This is a genomic window from Nereida ignava, from assembly GCF_047114695.1.
GTDB lineage: Bacteria > Pseudomonadota > Alphaproteobacteria > Rhodobacterales > Rhodobacteraceae > Nereida > Nereida ignava.
In genome coordinates this window covers 471,014-488,292 of sequence record NZ_CP112885.1, presented here as the reverse complement: position 1 = coordinate 488,292, position 17,279 = coordinate 471,014, and the positions used below count along the sequence as shown (strand labels likewise).

Genomic DNA, 17,279 nt, shown 5'->3' with positions numbered 1-17,279 from the left:
GAAAAGGCACAGCCTTTGAAAGCTGCGCCTGATGTTTAGCGTGTGTTTTCGGTTAAACGACGTTGGACGTAGCTGGTCGTTGTATCGATCAGTGTATCCATGTGGTCTTCTTCAAAGAAGTGACCAGCGCCCGGAACCTCATCATGAGTGATGGTGATGCCTTTTTGTTCGTGCAGCTTATTCACGAGGTTCACGGTGTCGGCGGGTGGTGCGACACGGTCGTTTGAACCATTGATGATCAGGCCAGATGACGGGCAGGGCGCCAAGAACGAGAAGTCGTACATATTGGCGGGCGGTGAGACCGAGATGAAGCCAGTGATTTCAGGGCGGCGCATCAACAGTTGCATGCCGATCCACGCGCCAAACGAAAAGCCAGCGACCCAGCAGTGTTTGGAGTTGTTGTTCATCGACTGCAGGTAATCCAGTGCAGATGCCGCATCTGACAGCTCGCCGACCCCTTGGTCATATTCACCTTGGCTGCGTCCTACGCCGCGGAAGTTAAACCGCAAGACCGTGAAGCCCATGTTATAAAATGCGTAGTGTAAGTTGTAGACGACCTTGTTGTTCATCGTGCCGCCGAATTGCGGGTGTGGATGAAGAACGATAGCAATAGGCGCGTCTTTTTCTTTCTGGGGGTGGTAACGACCTTCGAGGCGGCCTTCGGGGCCAGGGAAAATGACTTCGGGCATAGGGGTCCCTTAATGTGGCTGCGCCGCGGGGCTGCGTGCGCTTCGGACGATATCTGTTCGCGGTTCACTCAGTGCGGGGTGCGTATTGACGCCGCCGGTTGAGAACTTTAGAACGGTTCTAAGTTGTGTCTGATCTGGCGTAGGCCAAGCAGGTCTTATCGACCTATGCGCAAACGGTTAGATCGTCAATCAATTGGGAATATTTTGCCATGAAATTAAGCACTAAGGGGCGCTATGCGATGGTTGCTCTGGCGGATTTGGCACTACAACCGGCGGATCAGCTGACGTCTCTTGGTGAAATTGCCAAGCGGCAGGATATCTCGATGCCTTATCTGGAGCAGTTATTTGTGAAGTTGCGGCGCGCAGAACTGGTAAGTTCCGTGCGCGGGCCGGGTGGGGGCTACCGGTTGGGGCGCGCGGCGTCTGAAATTCGTGTGGTGGATATTCTTGCGGCGGTTGATGAAACAGTAAACGCGCTACACACAGGTGCGGGTGCCTCTGGTGGGTTGTCTGGCAGTCGCGCGCAGAGCATGACCAATCGGTTGTGGGAGGGGCTGAGCGCGCACGTCTATGTGTTTTTGCACCAAACGCGGCTCAGTGATGTTGTGGGCAACGGGCTTGCGCCGTGTCCGGCGGTGCCAAACCTGTTTGAAGTTGTGGACGACTAAGCTGTGATTGGTCCGCGTACATATCTTGATTACAATGCCACGGCCCCTTTGCGTCCCGAAGCGCGCGCTGCGATGATTGCTGCGATGGATGCGGTTGGTAATCCATCGAGTGTTCATAGCGAGGGACGCGCAGCTAAAGCGATTGTAGAGCGCGCCCGCCAGCAGATCAGTGATGCACTTGGTGCAGCGGGCAGCGATATTGTCTTTACGTCGTCTGCCACAGAAAGCGCAGCACTTGCGCTTGCAGGGCGGGATTTGCACGCAGCACCGATTGAGCATGACGCAGTTGCGGCTTGGGTCACGCCGGATTTACCCCTGAAAGAGGGGCAGGTTCAGTTGTCTGACGCAGGGCAATCATGTGTCCAGATTGCCAATTCTGAAACTGGTGTGATCCAAAAATTGCCATCTGGTCTTGCGGTGAGCGATTTGACCCAAGGGTTCGGGAAGCTGCCGCTTGCCTTTGACTGGACGGGCATCCGAATGGGGCTGGTATCCGGTCACAAACTTGGTGGTCCCAAAGGCGTAGGCGCAGTGGTGTTTCCGCAAGGAACTGATCTGCAGGCGCAAATTAAGGGCGGCGGCCAAGAAATGGGGCGGCGGTCTGGTACCGAAAACGTAATCGGGATCGCTGGTTTCGGGGCTGCGGCCGAGGCAGCAGTGCGTGATTTGGCTGACGGTGTTTGGGAGCGGATCGCAGAACTTAGAATTATTCTAGAAAACTCCCTTGCGTCCGGTGCTAACCAGACTATTTGTGTCGGGAAAGGTCTTGAACGGCTGCCGAATACGAGTTGCTTCATTACGTCCGGTTGGAAGGGTGAGACGCAAGTCATGGCGATGGATCTTGCTGGGTTTGCGGTTTCTGCCGGTAGTGCGTGCAGCAGTGGTAAGGTCCGCGCCAGCGGTGTGTTGCAGGCGATGGGCTACTCAGAGACCGAGGCAAGCTCAGCGATCCGTGTGTCGCTCGGGCCGGAGACAACGGAAGATCAGGTGCTGCGGTTTGTGCAGGCATGGTTGAAAGCAGAACAAAAGTGGCGCGCACGCGCCGCATGAACGACGAAAGCCCCGCCGGGGCGCGCTGAAAAACAGAGTGCCAAACGGGGCCATAGGAAGGGAAATCGAGATGAGCTTGGATGTGGAAGTCAAAGACGGCGTCGATCAGGAAACTGTGGATGCAGTCAAAGAGCTGTCGGGGACGTATAAATACGGCTGGAACACGGATATCGAGATGGAATACGCGCCCAAGGGCGTAAACACCGATATCGTAAAGCTGATCTCTGAAAAGAACGAAGAGCCCGAGTGGATGACCGAGTGGCGTCTGCAGGCCTTTGAGCGGTGGGAAAAGATGACCGAGCCAGAGTGGGCGATGGTGAGCTATCCCAAAATCGATTTTCAGGACCAGTACTATTATGCGCGTCCGAAAAGCATGGTGGAAAAGCCCAAGTCACTTGATGAGGTCGATCCCAAGCTGTTGGCGACATACGAAAAACTGGGAATTCCGCTGAAGGAACAGGCGTTGCTCGCTGGTGTAGAAGCGCCGGAAGAAGAGCGTAAAGTGGCCGTGGATGCGGTGTTTGACAGTGTTTCTGTTGGCACAACATTTAAGGATGAGCTTGCCAAAGCTGGTGTGATTTTTTGCTCCATTTCGGAGGCCATTCGTGAGCACCCCGAGTTGGTTAAGAAGTACCTCGGTTCTGTCGTGCCGGTCAGTGACAACTACTACGCGACGCTGAATTCTGCAGTGTTCTCGGATGGGTCGTTTGTTTACGTGCCGCCAGGTGTGCGTTGCCCGATGGAGCTTAGCACTTATTTCCGGATCAATGCCGAAAACACAGGGCAGTTTGAGCGCACACTGATCATCGCCGACAAAGGCTCATACGTATCTTACTTGGAAGGGTGCACGGCGCCACAACGTGACACAGCGCAGTTGCACGCTGCCGTTGTTGAGATCGTCATCGAAGAAGACGCGGAAGTAAAATACTCGACCGTTCAGAACTGGTACCCCGGTGATGAAGACGGCAAAGGCGGCATCTACAACTTTGTGACCAAGCGCGCCGATTGTCGTGGCGACCGTGCAAAAGTGATGTGGACGCAGGTCGAGACTGGCTCTGCGGTGACTTGGAAATACCCAAGCTGCATCTTGCGCGGCAACGATACGCAAGGTGAGTTCTACTCAATTGCGATTGCCAACAATATGCAGCAGGCCGACACCGGTACAAAGATGGTGCACTTGGGCAAGAACACAAAGTCACGGATCGTGTCGAAAGGGATCAGCGCGGGCAAAGCGCAGAATACGTATCGTGGTTTGGTTTCAATGCACCCCAAAGCGAAGAATTCGCGCAACTATACCCAATGTGACAGCCTACTGATCGGCGATAAATGCGGTGCTCACACGGTGCCCTATATCGAGGTGAAGAACAACTCGAGCCGTGTTGAGCACGAAGCGACTACATCAAAAGTCGATGATGAGCAGCTCTTTTACTGCCGCCAGCGCGGTATGGACGAGGAAGAGGCGGTTGCACTGGTCGTGAATGGTTTCTGTAAGGAAGTGCTTCAGGCGCTGCCCATGGAATTTGCGATGGAAGCACAGGCGCTTGTTGCCATTTCACTTGAAGGGTCGGTTGGATAACCTGCACTTTGCTCTGAATTAATTTGGTAGACATCGATCTGCTAAACACATGAATACAAAGGCTTACGGTTCGCAGTTAAAGTAAAAAATTGAGTTTGCTTTAACTGAACCGGTCAGCCGCATACGAAGGACACTACCGATGCTAGAGATCAAGAACCTGCACGTAAAACTGGAAGACGAAGACAAGCAAATCCTAAAAGGCGTTGATCTGTCTTTGGAAGCGGGCAAAGTGCACGCGATTATGGGGCCAAACGGGTCTGGTAAATCGACACTGTCGTATGTGCTTTCTGGCAAGGACGGTTACGAGGTCACGGACGGTTCAGCGCATTTGCAGGACGAAGATGTGCTCGATATGGAACCCGAAGAGCGTGCCGCGGCTGGTCTGTTTTTGGCGTTTCAATACCCTGTGGAAATTCCAGGTGTTGGGAACATGACGTTTCTGCGCACAGCGGTGAACGCACAGCGCAAAGCACGCGGTGAGGAAGAACTTTCTGCAGGTGATTTCCTGAAGGTTGTGCGCGAGAAAGCCAAAACGCTCAAAATTGACGCAGAGATGCTGAAGCGTCCTGTTAATGTGGGCTTTTCTGGTGGTGAGAAAAAGCGCAACGAGATTTTGCAAATGGCAATGCTCGAGCCAAAGATGTGCATCCTTGATGAGACTGACTCTGGTCTTGACGTTGATGCGATGAAACTTGTGTCGGAAGGCGTGAATGCGCTGCGTGACGCAGGGCGCACGTTCTTGGTGATTACGCACTACCAACGCCTGCTCGATCACATCAAACCTGACGTTGTGCATATCATGGCAAACGGTCGAATTGTGAAAACAGGTGGCCCAGAGCTGGCGCTTGAAGTTGAGCAAAACGGCTACGCCGATATCTTGGCTGAAGAGGTGGCCTGAGATGGGATTGCCTGACATTAAAACAAACCTGACTGATGCGCGCCTTGCTGCGCAGCCAGTGCCGCAAAGCGGTGCATGGCTTGCCGCGGCGCGTGATGACGCCTTGGCGCGGCTCCGTGCAATGGGGCTGCCGACCAAGCGTGATGAGTATTGGAAATACACTGACCCAAGCACGTTGACCGAAGCGGTAGCCCAAAGCGCAGACGTATTTGACGCAGCGGACGAAGCGCCCCTTTATGACAGTATCGACCGGCTAATGTTGGTGTTCGTCGATGGTGTTTTTGATGCGGATGCCTCTGACGACATGGCGCTTGAGGGTGTTACGATTGAGCGGCTTGCTGATGCGGGTGCTGCGGATATCCATTGGGCAAAAGACCTATATGGTGTTTTGGAAGCAAAAGGTCAGTCGCCAGTTGAGCGTCCGCTTGCGGCCTTGAACTCGGCCATGGCAACTGACGGCGTTTTGATCCACGTGACTGGCACGCCAAGCAAACCGATCAGCCTGATTTACCGTCATGCCGATGCAACAAGCGACGCGACCCTGCACCACGTGATTAAGGTTGATGCAGGTGCGGAAGTCACTGTGCTTGAAAACGGTCCAGCTGCTGCGCGTTTTAACAAATGCATGGAAGTCGATATTGCTGACACTGGCGTGTTTCACCACATCCGCGCGCAAGGACGTGATCATGAGCGCCGTGCGGTGACGCATATCTTTGGCCGCTTGGGCAAAGAGTCTGTCTTTAAATCCTTCACCATGACCGCCAACGGTGTGCTGACCCGCAACGAAGTTGTGCTTGAGCTGACTGGTGACGATGCACAGGCATCTGTTGCTGGCGCGTGCATGGGCGACGGTGCGTTTCACCACGATGATACGGTTTTCATCACCCACGACGCGGTCAACTGTGAAAGCCGTCAGGTGTTCAAGAAAGTGCTGCGGAACGGCGCGGTCGGCGTTTTCCAAGGTAAAATTCTGGTTCAGCCTGATGCGCAAAAAACAGATGGCTATCAGATTAGCCAATCTCTTTTGCTTGATGATGACAGCCAGTTCCTGGCCAAGCCAGAGCTTGAAATTTACGCCGATGATGTTGCTTGCTCGCATGGATCGACATCAGGTGCCATCAACGAAGAAGCCTTGTTTTATCTGCGCTCGCGCGGCGTAGAGAAGGGCACAGCTGAAGATCTTTTGGTGCTATCATTTTTGGCAGAAGCAATCGAAGAGATCGAGAGTGACGAAATCTCGGAAGACATCTTGGCCCGTCTCGAAGCGTGGCTGATGCGTCGTCGCGGCTAAGGTGTCGGTTAGCTCTGATATTGTGGCGACGTACCGTGGGCCTGGAAAGGTAATGCGACGCTTGCTGACGGCTGGTCAACGTGAGGATCGGGCCCTCGCCATTTTGATGGCGGGGTGTTTGCTGATGTTCGTCTCAAGTCTGCCGCGTCTTGCGCGTGAGCAGTTTGAGCAGGGCGGCGACCTTACGCAAATGTTGACCTATGAGTTTGTCAGCTGGATGCTGTTTTGGCCGCTGCTATTCTATATTTTCGCCGGTTTGATCCACGTGGTGACACGCCCATTTACGAAGTTGGGGACATTTTTCACCACACGGCTCGCGGTGTTCTGGAGCTTCTTTGCAGCAACCCCCCTCGCGCTTTTGAACGGCCTCACCGCTGGTTTTGTGGGCGAAGGGCAGGCGCTTGTGTCAGTTGGCGTTCTGTGGCTGGCTATGTTTTTGTGGTTTTTCATTGGTTCGCTGCGCGCAACCTTTCAGGTTCCATCATGAGCGGCTTTCCCGATATCGCCACGCTCTTTCGTGTGACATTGCGTGACCCGAAAGAGGGAGCCTTTGCAGCCCTTTCTTTGCCAATTCCGCGTGAGGCTGCCATGCCGATCGTGTTGCTGGTATCGATCTTGTCCACGCTTTTGGCTTTGATCATTCAGTTTGTGGCCCCACAACAGCTTCCAAGCGGGATGGAGGAAATAGCACGCCCAGAACCTTGGTTACTTGCAGTGCGTCAGTTCGGCCAGTTGATGGTGCTGATTTGTGCGATCTACTTTGGCGGGCGTATTTTAGACGGGCGCGGCGGCTTTAAGGACGTTGCGGTCGTGCTGTCATGGCTGCAAATTTACTCAATACCTTTCCAACTGACGGTCGTTTTGTCGGCGGTATTTGCCCCTCAGTTGGGCGCTGTTCTGTTTATGGGGGTGGGTGCCTATCTGATCTATGTCATGGTGGGCTTCATCGACATCGTGCATGAACTTGGCTCAATGTGGAAAGCGACAAAATTGCTGATCTTAGTACTTGTTGCGCTGGCCCTTGGCTTCAGCCTTCTATTAACCCTATTCGCCACTGGCGCGTAAGCCGCCGGTAAAAGGAGAGACCCCGAGATGTATAATGTAGCTGAAGTGCGCAAAGATTTCCCGATCCTGTCGCGTGAAGTGAATGGCAAACCGTTGGTTTATCTCGACAATGGGGCCTCTGCGCAAAAGCCGCAGGTGGTCATTGATGCTGTGACCAAAGGCTATGCGGAAGAATACGCCAACGTACACCGCGGGCTGCATTATCTGTCGAATCTTGCAACGGACAAATACGAAGCGGTGCGGGGAAAAGTAGCGAAGTTTCTTAACGCGCCATCAGAAGACGAGATTGTGTTAACCAGTGGCACGACTGAAGGCATTAACCTTGTTGCGTATGGCTGGGCGATGCCGCGTATGGAAGCGGGTGACGAAATTGTTTTGAGTGTGATGGAGCACCATGCCAATATTGTGCCGTGGCATTTCTTGCGCGAACGTCAGGGTGTTGTTCTAAAGTGGGTCGATGTTGACGCCAACGGCGCCCTTGATCCCCAAGCGGTGATCGATGCGATTGGCCCAAAAACTAAGCTTGTCGCAATATCCCATCTTTCCAATGTTCTAGGCACCAAAGTTGATGTGAAATCTATCACCGAGGCTGCGCACGCAAAAGGCGCTGCAGTGCTGGTAGATGGTAGTCAAGCGGCTGTGCATGGGCCCGTCGATGTGGCCGATATTGACTGTGATTTTTACTGTGTGACGGGGCACAAGCTTTATGGTCCGTCAGGGTCTGGTGCGAATTACATCAAGATGGATCGGATGAAAGAGATGCGGCCGTTTATTGGTGGTGGCGACATGATCCGCGAGGTTCACCGCGATAGTGTGACATGGAACGCGCCCCCGATGAAATTTGAAGCGGGCACTCCTGGCATCGTTCAGACGATCGGCTTTGGTGTGGCGTTGGATTATATAATGGAGCTCGGTATGGAAAATATCGCGGCCCATGAAGAAAAGCTGCGCGACTATACGTGGGCCAAGCTGAAGGGGCTGAATTGGTTAAATATTCAAGGGCAAACCCCTGATAAGGCTGCTATTTTCAGTTTCACAATTGATGGCGCTGCCCACGCGCACGATATTTCGACTGTGCTTGATAAAAAGGGCGTGGCCGTACGTGCGGGGCATCACTGCGCGCAACCATTGATGGAGCACATGGGCGTTCCGGCGACCTGTCGTGCATCTTTTGGTCTCTACAATACCGAGGCTGAGGTCGATGCGCTTGTTGATGCACTTGAGCTTTGTCACGATTTATTTGCCTGATCCTGTGTAAAGCCGCAGTTTGATCAATATCGGCGTTGCGAGGAAAGCTGCGCACAGGTATAGAGTTTCAAAAGGTCCTTTAGCTCAGCTGGATAGAGCGCTGCCCTCCGAAGGCAGAGGCCAGAGGTTCGAATCCTCTAAGGACCGCCACTCTTAAAAAAATCATTGTTTTTATTGGACTATTCGGCGTTTTGTCCAACTTGATTGAGCGAGTTGGAACAAAATCTGACGTAATGACCCGTATCAAGGCGCCGACTTTGTTTTGTGAGCGTAGCGAGATTTTGCGAAATCTCGCTTTTTTTCCTGAACGGGGTTTTCGATCGCTAATTTGGATTAATTCATGGGATGTTAACGATTGTAACGAGTAAAACGAGGAATGGTTTCACGACTAAATCGACAACACTTGCAGCAGTAGCAACTATCGGATTTGCGACCCCAGCGTTTTCCGATCCGAGTATCGGTTTTGGACTTTACTTTTCGTTCGGTGGTAATGGTGTCGTAACCAGCCTCGGTGTACGTGGATTTACTGATAACGAAGAAGACAAAGTGGCTGGTAGCCTAGGTCTGGACTACGTTTTGGTGAGAACCGCGTGCGGCCAACGGTTGGTGTCGCTTACCTAGGTAGTAGCAACTACATCGGCCTTGATGTGGGCTTTGGTAGTGGACAGGTCGAATTCGGTTTAGGTGCTGGTGTGGTTGATACTGCTGCTGATGTTATGCCATCGCCGATAATTACAGAGATTCCGCTCTCATAACGCTCCTTACGCGCTTGATCTGCAGCGGTTGAGGCCGCTGCAGGCATCCTATTACCGCGCAAGTCTAGTGAATCTTTCCATTGATGCTGGTATTGAGCGCGCTGATTAAAAGATCGGCGTAGAGGGAAATCTTGGCCTGTACTATTACTCGCCTGCCCGCGGGCGCTATAACCAATTAACCATCTAACGCACCAAGCCCACGTGCGGCAAAAGCTTCAAGCCGAGTAATCTCCGTCTTACTCAGCAATACGCCGTGTGTTTCGGCCATTTTGCGTGCCGCGTAGCGTCGCTCGGAAGGCAGTCTCGCGCCTTGGTCTGTCATTGCGTTGATCAGCACCTCGCCCTCTGCCACCGGATCGCGCCCACTGCTGTGGGCAAACCTAGCCGGATCAAAAGCAATGATAAGCGCACCGTGGCGGGGCAGCGGGCCGCCTTCAGCAAAATCAAGTGCCTCTTTACTCATGAATTCGCCCAACATCGCCCCTGCCATAAGTTCGATCATCGATGAGATCGCAGAGCCTTTGTGCGCGCCAAATGGCAGCATGGCGCCTGCCAGTCCTTCGGCGGCGTCAGTTGTGGGGGTGCCGTCAGGGGCAATTGCCCATCCTTCCGGAATAGGTTCTCCGGCGATACGGCGCATTTCCATGTCCCCTCTTGCGGCAACGCTTGTTGCGAAATCGAACACGTAAGGATGAGCACCTTTGCGGGGGTAGCCAAACGCAAATGGATTGGTTCCAAAGAGCGGCGTGGTCCCCCCAGAGGGTGCCACAAAGGCATAGCTTGGACACATAGAAATGACCGCAAGGCCAGCTCGTGCAAGGTCTTCTACTTCATACCAAAGCGCCGAAAAGTGCAGGGCGTCGCGGATTACCAAACTGGCCATACCAAGCTCTTTAGCTCGTTCAATCAGTGTGGCGCGGCCAGTGTCATAGGCAGGGCAGGAAAAGCCGCCCGCTGCATCCACTTCGATGATTGCTTTGCCACTGTTTTTCAAAACAGGCACGGCCGTGGGGTTGGCCTTACCTGAAGCAACTGACCGCAAGCACCCCTCAATCCGGTAGATGCCATGAGACTTACAGTTGTCCCGCTCACCGGCCACAATTACGCCCGTCACGCTTCGGGCTGTTTCTGGCCGTACACCGCTTTTGGCGAAAGCCGCGTATACCTGCTCGCGCAGCGTGTCGATCGAGATATATGTATCTGTGGTCATATTCGGGTCTCCGGTATCGGGCGCGGTGCGTCTAAGCGGGCCTATTGGAAATAAAGCTGCGGTTTGGCCTAAAGGGTGAAATGTCGATATTTGGTTGCCGACCTTCGATTAAATCCGCAACAATCCGGCCGGTGATGCCGCCAAGTGTCAAGCCAAGGTGTTGGTGCCCGAACGCGTGAATGATCCGCTCAGATGCAGCACTTTGGCCGATAACGGGCAGGGCGTCTGGCATTGTCGGGCGTAGCCCCATCCATTCACTTTCTGGGGCCGGAAGATCGTGGAACATCTCGCCCACGCGGCGGCGTAGATAGGCAGTCCGGTTTGTGCTGGCAGTTCTGTGTTTACCTGTGATTTCGACAGTTCCTGCAATCCGCAGACCTTGGGCCATGGGACTGGCGTAAAAGCCGCCCTCGGCCCAACCGACAGGGCGGCTAACGCGATTTCCTTCAGTCCCGTAGATCAAGTGATAGCCGCGCTCAGTACCCAAAGGCAGGTGTTTGGTGTCAGTGCCTTCAATCTCGTTTGACAGTGCACCTGCGGCCACCACGAGCCTGCCCACTTCTACGCCGCCATTTTCTAAATCCAACACAACACTTTTTGGGCCAGCGTTGGAGCGGATGAGTTTCTGGGCAACTGTTTGCCCACCCAGCGATGTGAAACGCGCATGCATTCGGCGGATCAATTCTTGAGGGTCGTGAATGCGCCGCGCTGTAGGGTAGAAAACAGCACGCGTGATGGGCAACGCAAGGTTCGGCTCAAGAGTGCGGGCCTCTGCCTCGGATAGGTCCTCAAGGGTCACACCAAATGCTTGCCGTTTTGTCAGGGACGCGCTGGCCTCATCCGCGGCCTTGTTCGTGGACCATATCGACAGCTGACCAGAGTTGACGACCAGATCTTCTGCGCCTGCTTCCGCAATAAGCGGGTTAAGCCCTGCGTCCGCATGGGCCAAAAGTTCAGCCAAATGCTGAGCGATTTCACTGGATCGCTTGTCAGTACAATTGGCGAGAAACGACAGCATCCATTTCGGGTTTCGCAGCGCATGGGCGTAGGAAATAGAAAGCGGGCTGTTTGGGCTGAACAAAAGCGCAGGCAGGTTTTTAAAAACCGAAGGGTCATTAACGGGCATGCAGGCGTAGGTTGCAAGGGTACAGGCGTTGCCAAAACTTGCCCCTGAACCGGGTTGATTGGGATCGATCAGAACAGTTTTGTGCCCGCGCAATTGGGACCAAAGTGCGGTGCTGACACCGACAATTCCCGCCCCCACAATTCCAACGTCATAGTCGCTCATCGCGCGCGCTCCTGATGTGTCTGAACCAAGTCGTAGCAGCGGGGGTTTCGTTGGGCAACTGATCTGAAACGCTGGTCACGGGCTGCAGGTTGCCGCCAAAAAAAGAGGGACCTATTGCCCCTCTTTTGATGATCTTTAAATTGTGGCCGATCTCTTAGCTGGGGGACAACCCGCGCAAGCGTTCCGAGCGGCGGCGCAGCAATTCCACAGTGGTCAGCAACAAAATCGAGAACGTCACAAGGATCGTTGCTGCGGCTAGGATGGTTGGGCTGATTTGTTCACGAAGGCCCGTAAACATTTGCCATGGCAGTGTTTGTTGTTGTGCGGAGCCTACGAAAAGCACCACGACGACCTCGTCAAACGACGTGATAAAGGCAAACAGCCCACCTGAAATGACACCGGGCAATATAAGCGGCATCTGAACGCGGAAAAAGGTGGTCACTGGGTTTGCGCCCATGTTTGCGGCCGCGCGCGTCAGGGAGTTGTCAAAGCCCACAAGCGTGGCAGTCACGGTGATGATGACGAACGGAACACCCAGAACTGAGTGTGCCAAGATGACTTTGACGTAACCCACAAACGATTGATTAAGGCCGAGGTTCGCTTCCAACCAGTTCCCGAGGGGGGCGTAGAAAAAGAACATGCCAGTTGCAGAAATGATCAACGGCACAATCATCGGCGAGATCATGATCGCCATGATCGCTTGGCGGAAGGGCACATGTGACTGTGATAAACCGATGGCCGCCAGAGTGCCAAGCGTGACAGAGATCAATGTCGCAATGGGCGCGATGATAAGCGAGTTCTTAAGCGGCACCATCCATTCATCGGTCCCAAGGAAATCGCGGTAGTGTTTGAGCGAGTAGCCAGCAGGATCAAACGACAGCATTTCAGGCGTAAACGTGAAAAAGTCCTGCGCATTAAACGACAGCCAAATAACTGGCAGCAGCGGGGCGATCAGAAAGAAAAACACCAACCCGCAGATGAACAGGAATGTGTTGTACCACAGCGTTTGCGCAGCGGTGTAGTAAACGGGCACGGACCGGCGATAGGCACCAGTGTGTAGCCAGTAGAAAAACCAACTGATGACCGCTCCGAGTAATGCGCCCGCAACCGCACCGCCAAGTGCGCCAACGCTGAAACCAGCGACGGCGACAAATGCGATGGTGGCTGATCTGCCCATTGTGCGCGGGACAGCGAACTGTCCAAGCAGTGCTGCTAAGATAAACCCAAAGACAGCGCCTATGGCCAGTCCCACCAAGGGGGTGCCAAATGCATTACCGACAACAAACGCAATCGCAGCAGCTAGTGCGGCCGTGCAGGGTGCTGTGAATGTCATCAGTTTCGGGCGCGGTGCCTGTGCAAGAATAGCCATAAATCAGCCCCCCAGTTTCACGTTATCGATGCCCACGATCCGGTCGTAGAGCCAGTAGAGCACCATCACCAGCGCTAATAAAATTGAGCCAAGCGCCGCTGCCAGCCCCCAGTTGAGTGAGCTAGAAATGTGGTAGGCAATACGGTTTGAGATCAGCACGCCATCTGTGCCGCCCACAATTTCAGGCGTGATGTAATAACCGATCGCCAAGATAAACACGAGGATTGAGCCAGCACCGATGCCTGGTACAGATTGTGGGAAATACACGCGACGAAACGCAGTAAAGTTCGTCGCGCCAAGGCTTTTTGCTGCACGTAAATAACTGGGCGGGATCGTCTTCATCACTGAGTAAAGCGGCAAAATCATGAAGGGCAACAGGATGTGCGTCATGGCGATGACTGTGCCGGTGGCGTTGTTCATCAAGATTAAGCGGTTTGCATCATCAACAAAGCCAAGCCAGACAAGGATTTCGTTGATCACACCTTGCTGTTGCAGCAGTACTTTCCAAGCGGATGTCCGCACCAAAAGTGATGTCCAAAAGGGCAGCAGCACCAAGATCATCAACACGTTAGCGGTCCGCATCGGCAGGTTCGCCAACAGCCACGCAACCGGATAGCCAAGGATGATGCAGCTTGCTGTAATGACCAGAGACATCCAAAGTGTGCGTTTGAAAAGCGTGATATATATCTGTTGGTTCTCGGGGCGCATCTCAGCGCTTTCGACACCTTTTTTCATGTCGACCGCGTTCAAGAAATAACCAGAGGTGTAGTTGGGGCTGTAGATTTTGATCGCTTCCCAGACCTCTGGAGCAAGCCAATCTTCGTCCATTTCCGCAAAGGCGTCTTTGAACATCGTGTTTGGCATTTGATCCAGATTAGCTGTCAGTAGCTGTAGGTCGGCCGCGTGGGGGCCGGTGTAGGCATTGACCGCGCGGACAGTGGCGTCGCTGCGCAAATCAAGGCCCAGGCCTGCGTAAACCGCTTCCCATGGGTCGCGTTTTGAGATGTCCTTGCCGTCTTCGATGGCCTCATAAATCGCCCAGTCCGCGTAGGCGGCGGTGGTGAGGGGAAGCATCTGGGCAATTTCGTCTGAAATAGTGATGCCAACATCACCTGTGAAAGGCTCCTCGACGAGCGAGGCCCAAAGCGCGCGGCGTTCTTCCAATACGGTGTTGGAGCTGGTTCCTGACATCATCGCAAACCATGTCTCGCCGTCTTTTAGGGCGGGTGCGATATCTTCGATTGGGTCCTGCCAAAGCTCGCCCACATCATCAAGCTTACGCCCCGATGTGCGGAAAAGCGACGACGTGCCGGTTTGTTCATAGTTAAGTCGCGTGCCAAGTTTTGTGTGCTCCTTGGCTTCTGCGGCTTTGAAAAGGTCGAAGTAAAGGGCTTGGTATACGGCCTCATCGGGGGCGTCGCTTGTGGCGCTGTCCCACTGCTGAAGCAGCTCTACCGCTTGGGGCATCGTGCTTGAGACGATCTGGTTTTCAACTGACCGGAACAACATCGTGGCAATCGGTACGATGAAGGTGATCACAACGAACAGCAAAAGCGGTGCAATCAGCGCAAGTGCGCGGAGTTTCTGACGTCGAAGTGCGCGCGCAAGGCTCGTTTTAAGTGGCGTTCCATCCGCCGCGAGCATTTGGCCGGAAGATGTCATATCGCTCATGTGGACCCCGTCGGTACAGTTGTTGGTGCAGTCTTGAATTTGGTGTCCGGCATATTTGTCGTGCCGGTTATCATTGGACGGGAAGGGGCCCCAAAGCCCCCTCCCAATGTGTTAAGCGTAATGCTTACTGTGCAAGCCACGCTTGGAATTTCGCGTCGATGTCGTCGCGGTAGTCCGCCCAGAACTCGTAGTTATACAAGAATGTGTTCTGTGCGTTTGCCGGGTCTGTTGGCATGTGCTGTGCCATGTCGATACCCAGTGTTGCGTGCTGACCAACCAGTGGTGCAGATGACAAACGTGCAGGGCCGTACGAGATATATTTCGCTTGGTCCGCAAGACGCTGTGTGTCTGTTGCAAAGTAGATGAAGTCTTTGGCACGGGCTAAACGCTCATCTGACAGACCTTCTGGAATGATCCAGCCGTCAAGGTCAAACACCTGCGCGTCCCACATCATGCCAATCGGCTGGTCTTGCTCTTCGATCGCTGCGAACAGACGGCCGTTATATGTTGAGCCGATGAACACTTCGCCATCTGCCAACAGCTGCGGTGTGTCTGCACCTGCGGACCACCAGATCACGTTGTCTTTGATTGTGCCGAGCTTGGCCAACGCACGTTCTTGACCTTCTTCAGTTTCCAGAACGTCGTATACGTCTTCTTTGGCAACTCCGTCACACAGAAGGGCCCATTCAACGTTGTTGATCGGACGCTTCTCAAGTGAGCGCATGCCTGGATATGTATCGATGTCGAACACGTCACAGATGTCGTTTGGCGGCTCTACACCGGCTGGCACCATGTCCGTGCGGTAGCCAAATGTTGTTGAGTAGACGATCTGCGGGATGAAACAGTCGCCAACCATCAGGTCACCGAAATCATCTGCTGCAGATGTGCCGTCTGGTGCTGGCGCAAGATCTTCGTCCGCGTCAATTTCAAGTGCGAGGCCTTCGTCGCACAGACGCAACGCGTCAGATGCCACAACGTCCACCACATCCCATGTGATGTTGCCTGCTTCGTTCATAGCGCGAAGTTTAGCCACCGCTTCGGCAGAACTTTCGTCCCACGTCACAGAGACGCCTTCGTTCATGGCGACATACGGATCAGCGTAAGCGTTGATTTGGCTTTGCTGATATGCGCCGCCCCAGCTTACAAGGGTCATGTCGTTGGCCATTTCGCCATCTGCGGATGCTGTGCCTGCCATTAGAGCTAGAACAGATACCGCTGAAACAATATTCTTAATTTGCATGGTAACTCCCAGTGTAGTCTCGCGATTTATCTTAAGCGGGTCACGAGTTAGCCCGAACGCCTGCACGGGGACGCAAAGCGCACCCCGACAGGAATTTCCTTATGCGTCGAGTGCGCGGCAATCTTCCGGCAACCAACCAATCTCAATTTGAGTGCCCGGCGTCAGGCGGGGCTGATCCGGTGCGTTACGTGTTTTGACGACAAACTCTTCGTTGCCTGCAACGCGTAACCGCGTCCGGAAAATGTCGCCCATGTAAATAAACTCAAGTACTTCAGCCTTGAGGGTGTGCGCCCCTTCTTGAAGCCGGTCCATGCTCATCTCAACGCGCTCTGGTCGGATGGAAACGCGTGTGCGGTCGCCGACTGCTGATACGTTGACGGGCTTGGCTTCAATGATTTCGCCCCCGTCAAGTTTTACTGTGCACAGATCGGGGCCCTTCAGTTCGGTCACGATGCCCTCAAGGGTGTTATTCTCGCCGATAAACTGCGCCACAAAGCTATTGTCAGGCTCTTCATAAAGAGTATCGGGGGCGGCCAACTGCTGAATGCGGCCATCTTCGAACACCGCAACGCGGTCTGACATGGTCAGCGCTTCTGTTTGGTCGTGGGTGACGTAGACTGTCGTGATGCCAAGCTCATGAGCCAGTCGTGTGATCTCAAACTGCATGTGTTCGCGCAACTGTTTATCAAGCGCACCAAGGGGCTCATCCATCAAAACCAGCTCTGGCTCAAACACCAGGGCACGGGCAAGAGCCACACGTTGTTGCTGCCCACCAGAGAGTTGTGCAGGACGGCGGCCGCCAAAGTCACCCATCTGGACCATATCCAATGCGCGCTTCACTTTTGCTTCACGCTCGGACTTGCCCAATTTGCGGACTTCAAGCGGGAAGGCGAGGTTTTCTGCAACCGTCATATGCGGGAACAGCGCGTAGTTTTGAAACACCATGCCGATGCCGCGCTTATGCGGTGGAATATTGTTGATCGGCTTTCCGTCCAACAAAATTTCACCGTGCGTGGCTGTCTCAAATCCCGCGAGCATCATAAGACACGTGGTCTTGCCCGACCCCGATGGCCCCAGCATCGTCAGAAACTCGCCCTGAGGCATTGCGAGGTTCAAATCCTTTACCACGAGGTTTTCGCCGTCATACGACTTTTGAACGCGATCAAACTTCACGAACGACTGGTCATCACCCAAATCGGTCACACGCATCTCCTTGTTGTCTTTGCCGGATCGTTTTCGACCCTGTTGTTGTGAATGATGA

General features: G+C 53.9%; 15 protein-coding genes and 1 tRNA gene. 9 read left to right on the top strand and 7 right to left on the bottom strand.

Features of this window, described 5'->3' with window-relative positions:
- Nucleotides 1-35: 35 nt before the first annotated feature.
- Nucleotides 36-689, bottom strand: coding sequence for an alpha/beta hydrolase (locus tag OLX08_RS02340; RefSeq protein WP_048597666.1), 654 nt, complete (start codon nucleotides 687-689; stop codon nucleotides 36-38).
- 209 nt (nucleotides 690-898) lie between these two features.
- Here OLX08_RS02340 and OLX08_RS02335 point away from each other — a divergent pair, with 209 nt between their 5' ends.
- From OLX08_RS02335 to OLX08_RS02295, 9 genes are all read left to right on the top strand, one after another.
- The gene (locus OLX08_RS02335) at nucleotides 899-1,357 is read left to right on the top strand and encodes an Rrf2 family transcriptional regulator (RefSeq protein WP_048597665.1); all 459 of its coding nucleotides are present in this window, start codon (nucleotides 899-901) and stop codon (nucleotides 1,355-1,357) included.
- 3 nt (nucleotides 1,358-1,360) lie between these two features.
- Nucleotides 1,361-2,407, top strand: a complete 1,047-nt coding sequence (locus tag OLX08_RS02330) for a cysteine desulfurase family protein (protein ID WP_391482225.1) — start codon at nucleotides 1,361-1,363, stop codon at nucleotides 2,405-2,407.
- Nucleotides 2,408-2,477: 70 nt separating this feature from the next.
- Nucleotides 2,478-3,983, top strand: a complete 1,506-nt coding sequence (sufB, locus tag OLX08_RS02325; protein WP_048597663.1) for a Fe-S cluster assembly protein SufB — start codon at nucleotides 2,478-2,480, stop codon at nucleotides 3,981-3,983.
- Nucleotides 3,984-4,122: 139 nt separating this feature from the next.
- Nucleotides 4,123-4,881 (top strand): Fe-S cluster assembly ATPase SufC, encoded by a 759-nt coding sequence (gene sufC, locus OLX08_RS02320; protein WP_391482223.1) that lies wholly within the window; start codon nucleotides 4,123-4,125, stop codon nucleotides 4,879-4,881.
- 1 nt (nucleotide 4,882) lies between these two features.
- Complete coding sequence (locus tag OLX08_RS02315) at nucleotides 4,883-6,172, top strand: SufB/SufD family protein (protein WP_391482222.1); 1,290 nt, start codon at nucleotides 4,883-4,885, stop codon at nucleotides 6,170-6,172.
- Between the two features lie 52 nt (nucleotides 6,173-6,224).
- Complete coding sequence (locus OLX08_RS02310; protein WP_391482220.1) at nucleotides 6,225-6,659, top strand: hypothetical protein; 435 nt, start codon at nucleotides 6,225-6,227, stop codon at nucleotides 6,657-6,659.
- Nucleotides 6,656-7,237 carry a YIP1 family protein gene (locus tag OLX08_RS02305; RefSeq protein ID WP_341245691.1) on the top strand — a complete coding sequence of 194 codons (582 nt, stop codon included), beginning with the start codon at nucleotides 6,656-6,658 and terminating at the stop codon, nucleotides 7,235-7,237. Before OLX08_RS02310 ends, OLX08_RS02305 begins: the two co-directional genes overlap by 4 nt.
- Nucleotides 7,238-7,264: 27 nt before the next feature.
- A complete protein-coding gene (locus OLX08_RS02300) occupies nucleotides 7,265-8,485 on the top strand; it encodes a cysteine desulfurase (protein ID WP_391482218.1) in 1,221 nt (406 codons plus the stop codon).
- Between the two features lie 73 nt (nucleotides 8,486-8,558).
- Nucleotides 8,559-8,635, top strand: a tRNA-Arg gene (locus tag OLX08_RS02295).
- Nucleotides 8,636-9,415: 780 nt separating this feature from the next.
- Here the strand turns inward: OLX08_RS02295 and OLX08_RS02290 are convergent.
- The 6 genes from OLX08_RS02290 to OLX08_RS02265 all read right to left on the bottom strand — a co-directional run bounded on the left by OLX08_RS02290 (nucleotide 9,416) and on the right by OLX08_RS02265 (nucleotide 17,227).
- Nucleotides 9,416-10,450 carry an Ldh family oxidoreductase gene (locus tag OLX08_RS02290; RefSeq protein ID WP_391482216.1) on the bottom strand — a complete coding sequence of 345 codons (1,035 nt, stop codon included), beginning with the start codon at nucleotides 10,448-10,450 and terminating at the stop codon, nucleotides 9,416-9,418.
- Nucleotides 10,451-10,481: 31 nt separating this feature from the next.
- Complete coding sequence (locus OLX08_RS02285; RefSeq protein WP_391482214.1) at nucleotides 10,482-11,738, bottom strand: NAD(P)/FAD-dependent oxidoreductase; 1,257 nt, start codon at nucleotides 11,736-11,738, stop codon at nucleotides 10,482-10,484.
- Between the two features lie 154 nt (nucleotides 11,739-11,892).
- Entirely contained in the window at nucleotides 11,893-13,107 is a 1,215-nt protein-coding gene (locus OLX08_RS02280) for an ABC transporter permease (protein WP_391482213.1), read from the bottom strand.
- 3 nt (nucleotides 13,108-13,110) lie between these two features.
- Nucleotides 13,111-14,778: an ABC transporter permease gene (locus tag OLX08_RS02275; RefSeq protein WP_391482211.1), complete on the bottom strand. Its 1,668-nt coding sequence runs from the start codon at nucleotides 14,776-14,778 to the stop codon at nucleotides 13,111-13,113.
- A 124-nt stretch (nucleotides 14,779-14,902) separates the two neighbouring features.
- Nucleotides 14,903-16,018 (bottom strand): extracellular solute-binding protein, encoded by a 1,116-nt coding sequence (locus OLX08_RS02270; RefSeq protein ID WP_334065885.1) that lies wholly within the window; start codon nucleotides 16,016-16,018, stop codon nucleotides 14,903-14,905.
- Between the two features lie 99 nt (nucleotides 16,019-16,117).
- A complete protein-coding gene (locus tag OLX08_RS02265; protein ID WP_048597651.1) occupies nucleotides 16,118-17,227 on the bottom strand; it encodes an ABC transporter ATP-binding protein in 1,110 nt (369 codons plus the stop codon).
- Nucleotides 17,228-17,279: the final 52 nt, after the last annotated feature.

Coding starts and splice junctions, on each gene's coding strand:
- OLX08_RS02285 (WP_391482214.1), bottom strand. CDS start 11,738: ATGAGCGACTATGACGTTGGAATTGTGGGGGCGGGAATTGTCGGTGTC.
- OLX08_RS02310 (WP_391482220.1), top strand. CDS start 6,225: ATGCGACGCTTGCTGACGGCTGGTCAACGTGAGGATCGGGCCCTCGCC.
- sufC (WP_391482223.1), top strand. CDS start 4,123: ATGCTAGAGATCAAGAACCTGCACGTAAAACTGGAAGACGAAGACAAG.
- OLX08_RS02290 (WP_391482216.1), bottom strand. CDS start 10,450: ATGACCACAGATACATATATCTCGATCGACACGCTGCGCGAGCAGGTA.
- OLX08_RS02265 (WP_048597651.1), bottom strand. CDS start 17,227: ATGCGTGTGACCGATTTGGGTGATGACCAGTCGTTCGTGAAGTTTGAT.
- OLX08_RS02270 (WP_334065885.1), bottom strand. CDS start 16,018: ATGCAAATTAAGAATATTGTTTCAGCGGTATCTGTTCTAGCTCTAATG.
- OLX08_RS02300 (WP_391482218.1), top strand. CDS start 7,265: ATGTATAATGTAGCTGAAGTGCGCAAAGATTTCCCGATCCTGTCGCGT.
- OLX08_RS02335 (WP_048597665.1), top strand. CDS start 899: ATGAAATTAAGCACTAAGGGGCGCTATGCGATGGTTGCTCTGGCGGAT.
- OLX08_RS02340 (WP_048597666.1), bottom strand. CDS start 689: ATGCCCGAAGTCATTTTCCCTGGCCCCGAAGGCCGCCTCGAAGGTCGT.
- OLX08_RS02275 (WP_391482211.1), bottom strand. CDS start 14,778: ATGAGCGATATGACATCTTCCGGCCAAATGCTCGCGGCGGATGGAACG.
- OLX08_RS02280 (WP_391482213.1), bottom strand. CDS start 13,107: ATGGCTATTCTTGCACAGGCACCGCGCCCGAAACTGATGACATTCACA.
- OLX08_RS02315 (WP_391482222.1), top strand. CDS start 4,883: ATGGGATTGCCTGACATTAAAACAAACCTGACTGATGCGCGCCTTGCT.
- OLX08_RS02305 (WP_341245691.1), top strand. CDS start 6,656: ATGAGCGGCTTTCCCGATATCGCCACGCTCTTTCGTGTGACATTGCGT.
- sufB (WP_048597663.1), top strand. CDS start 2,478: ATGAGCTTGGATGTGGAAGTCAAAGACGGCGTCGATCAGGAAACTGTG.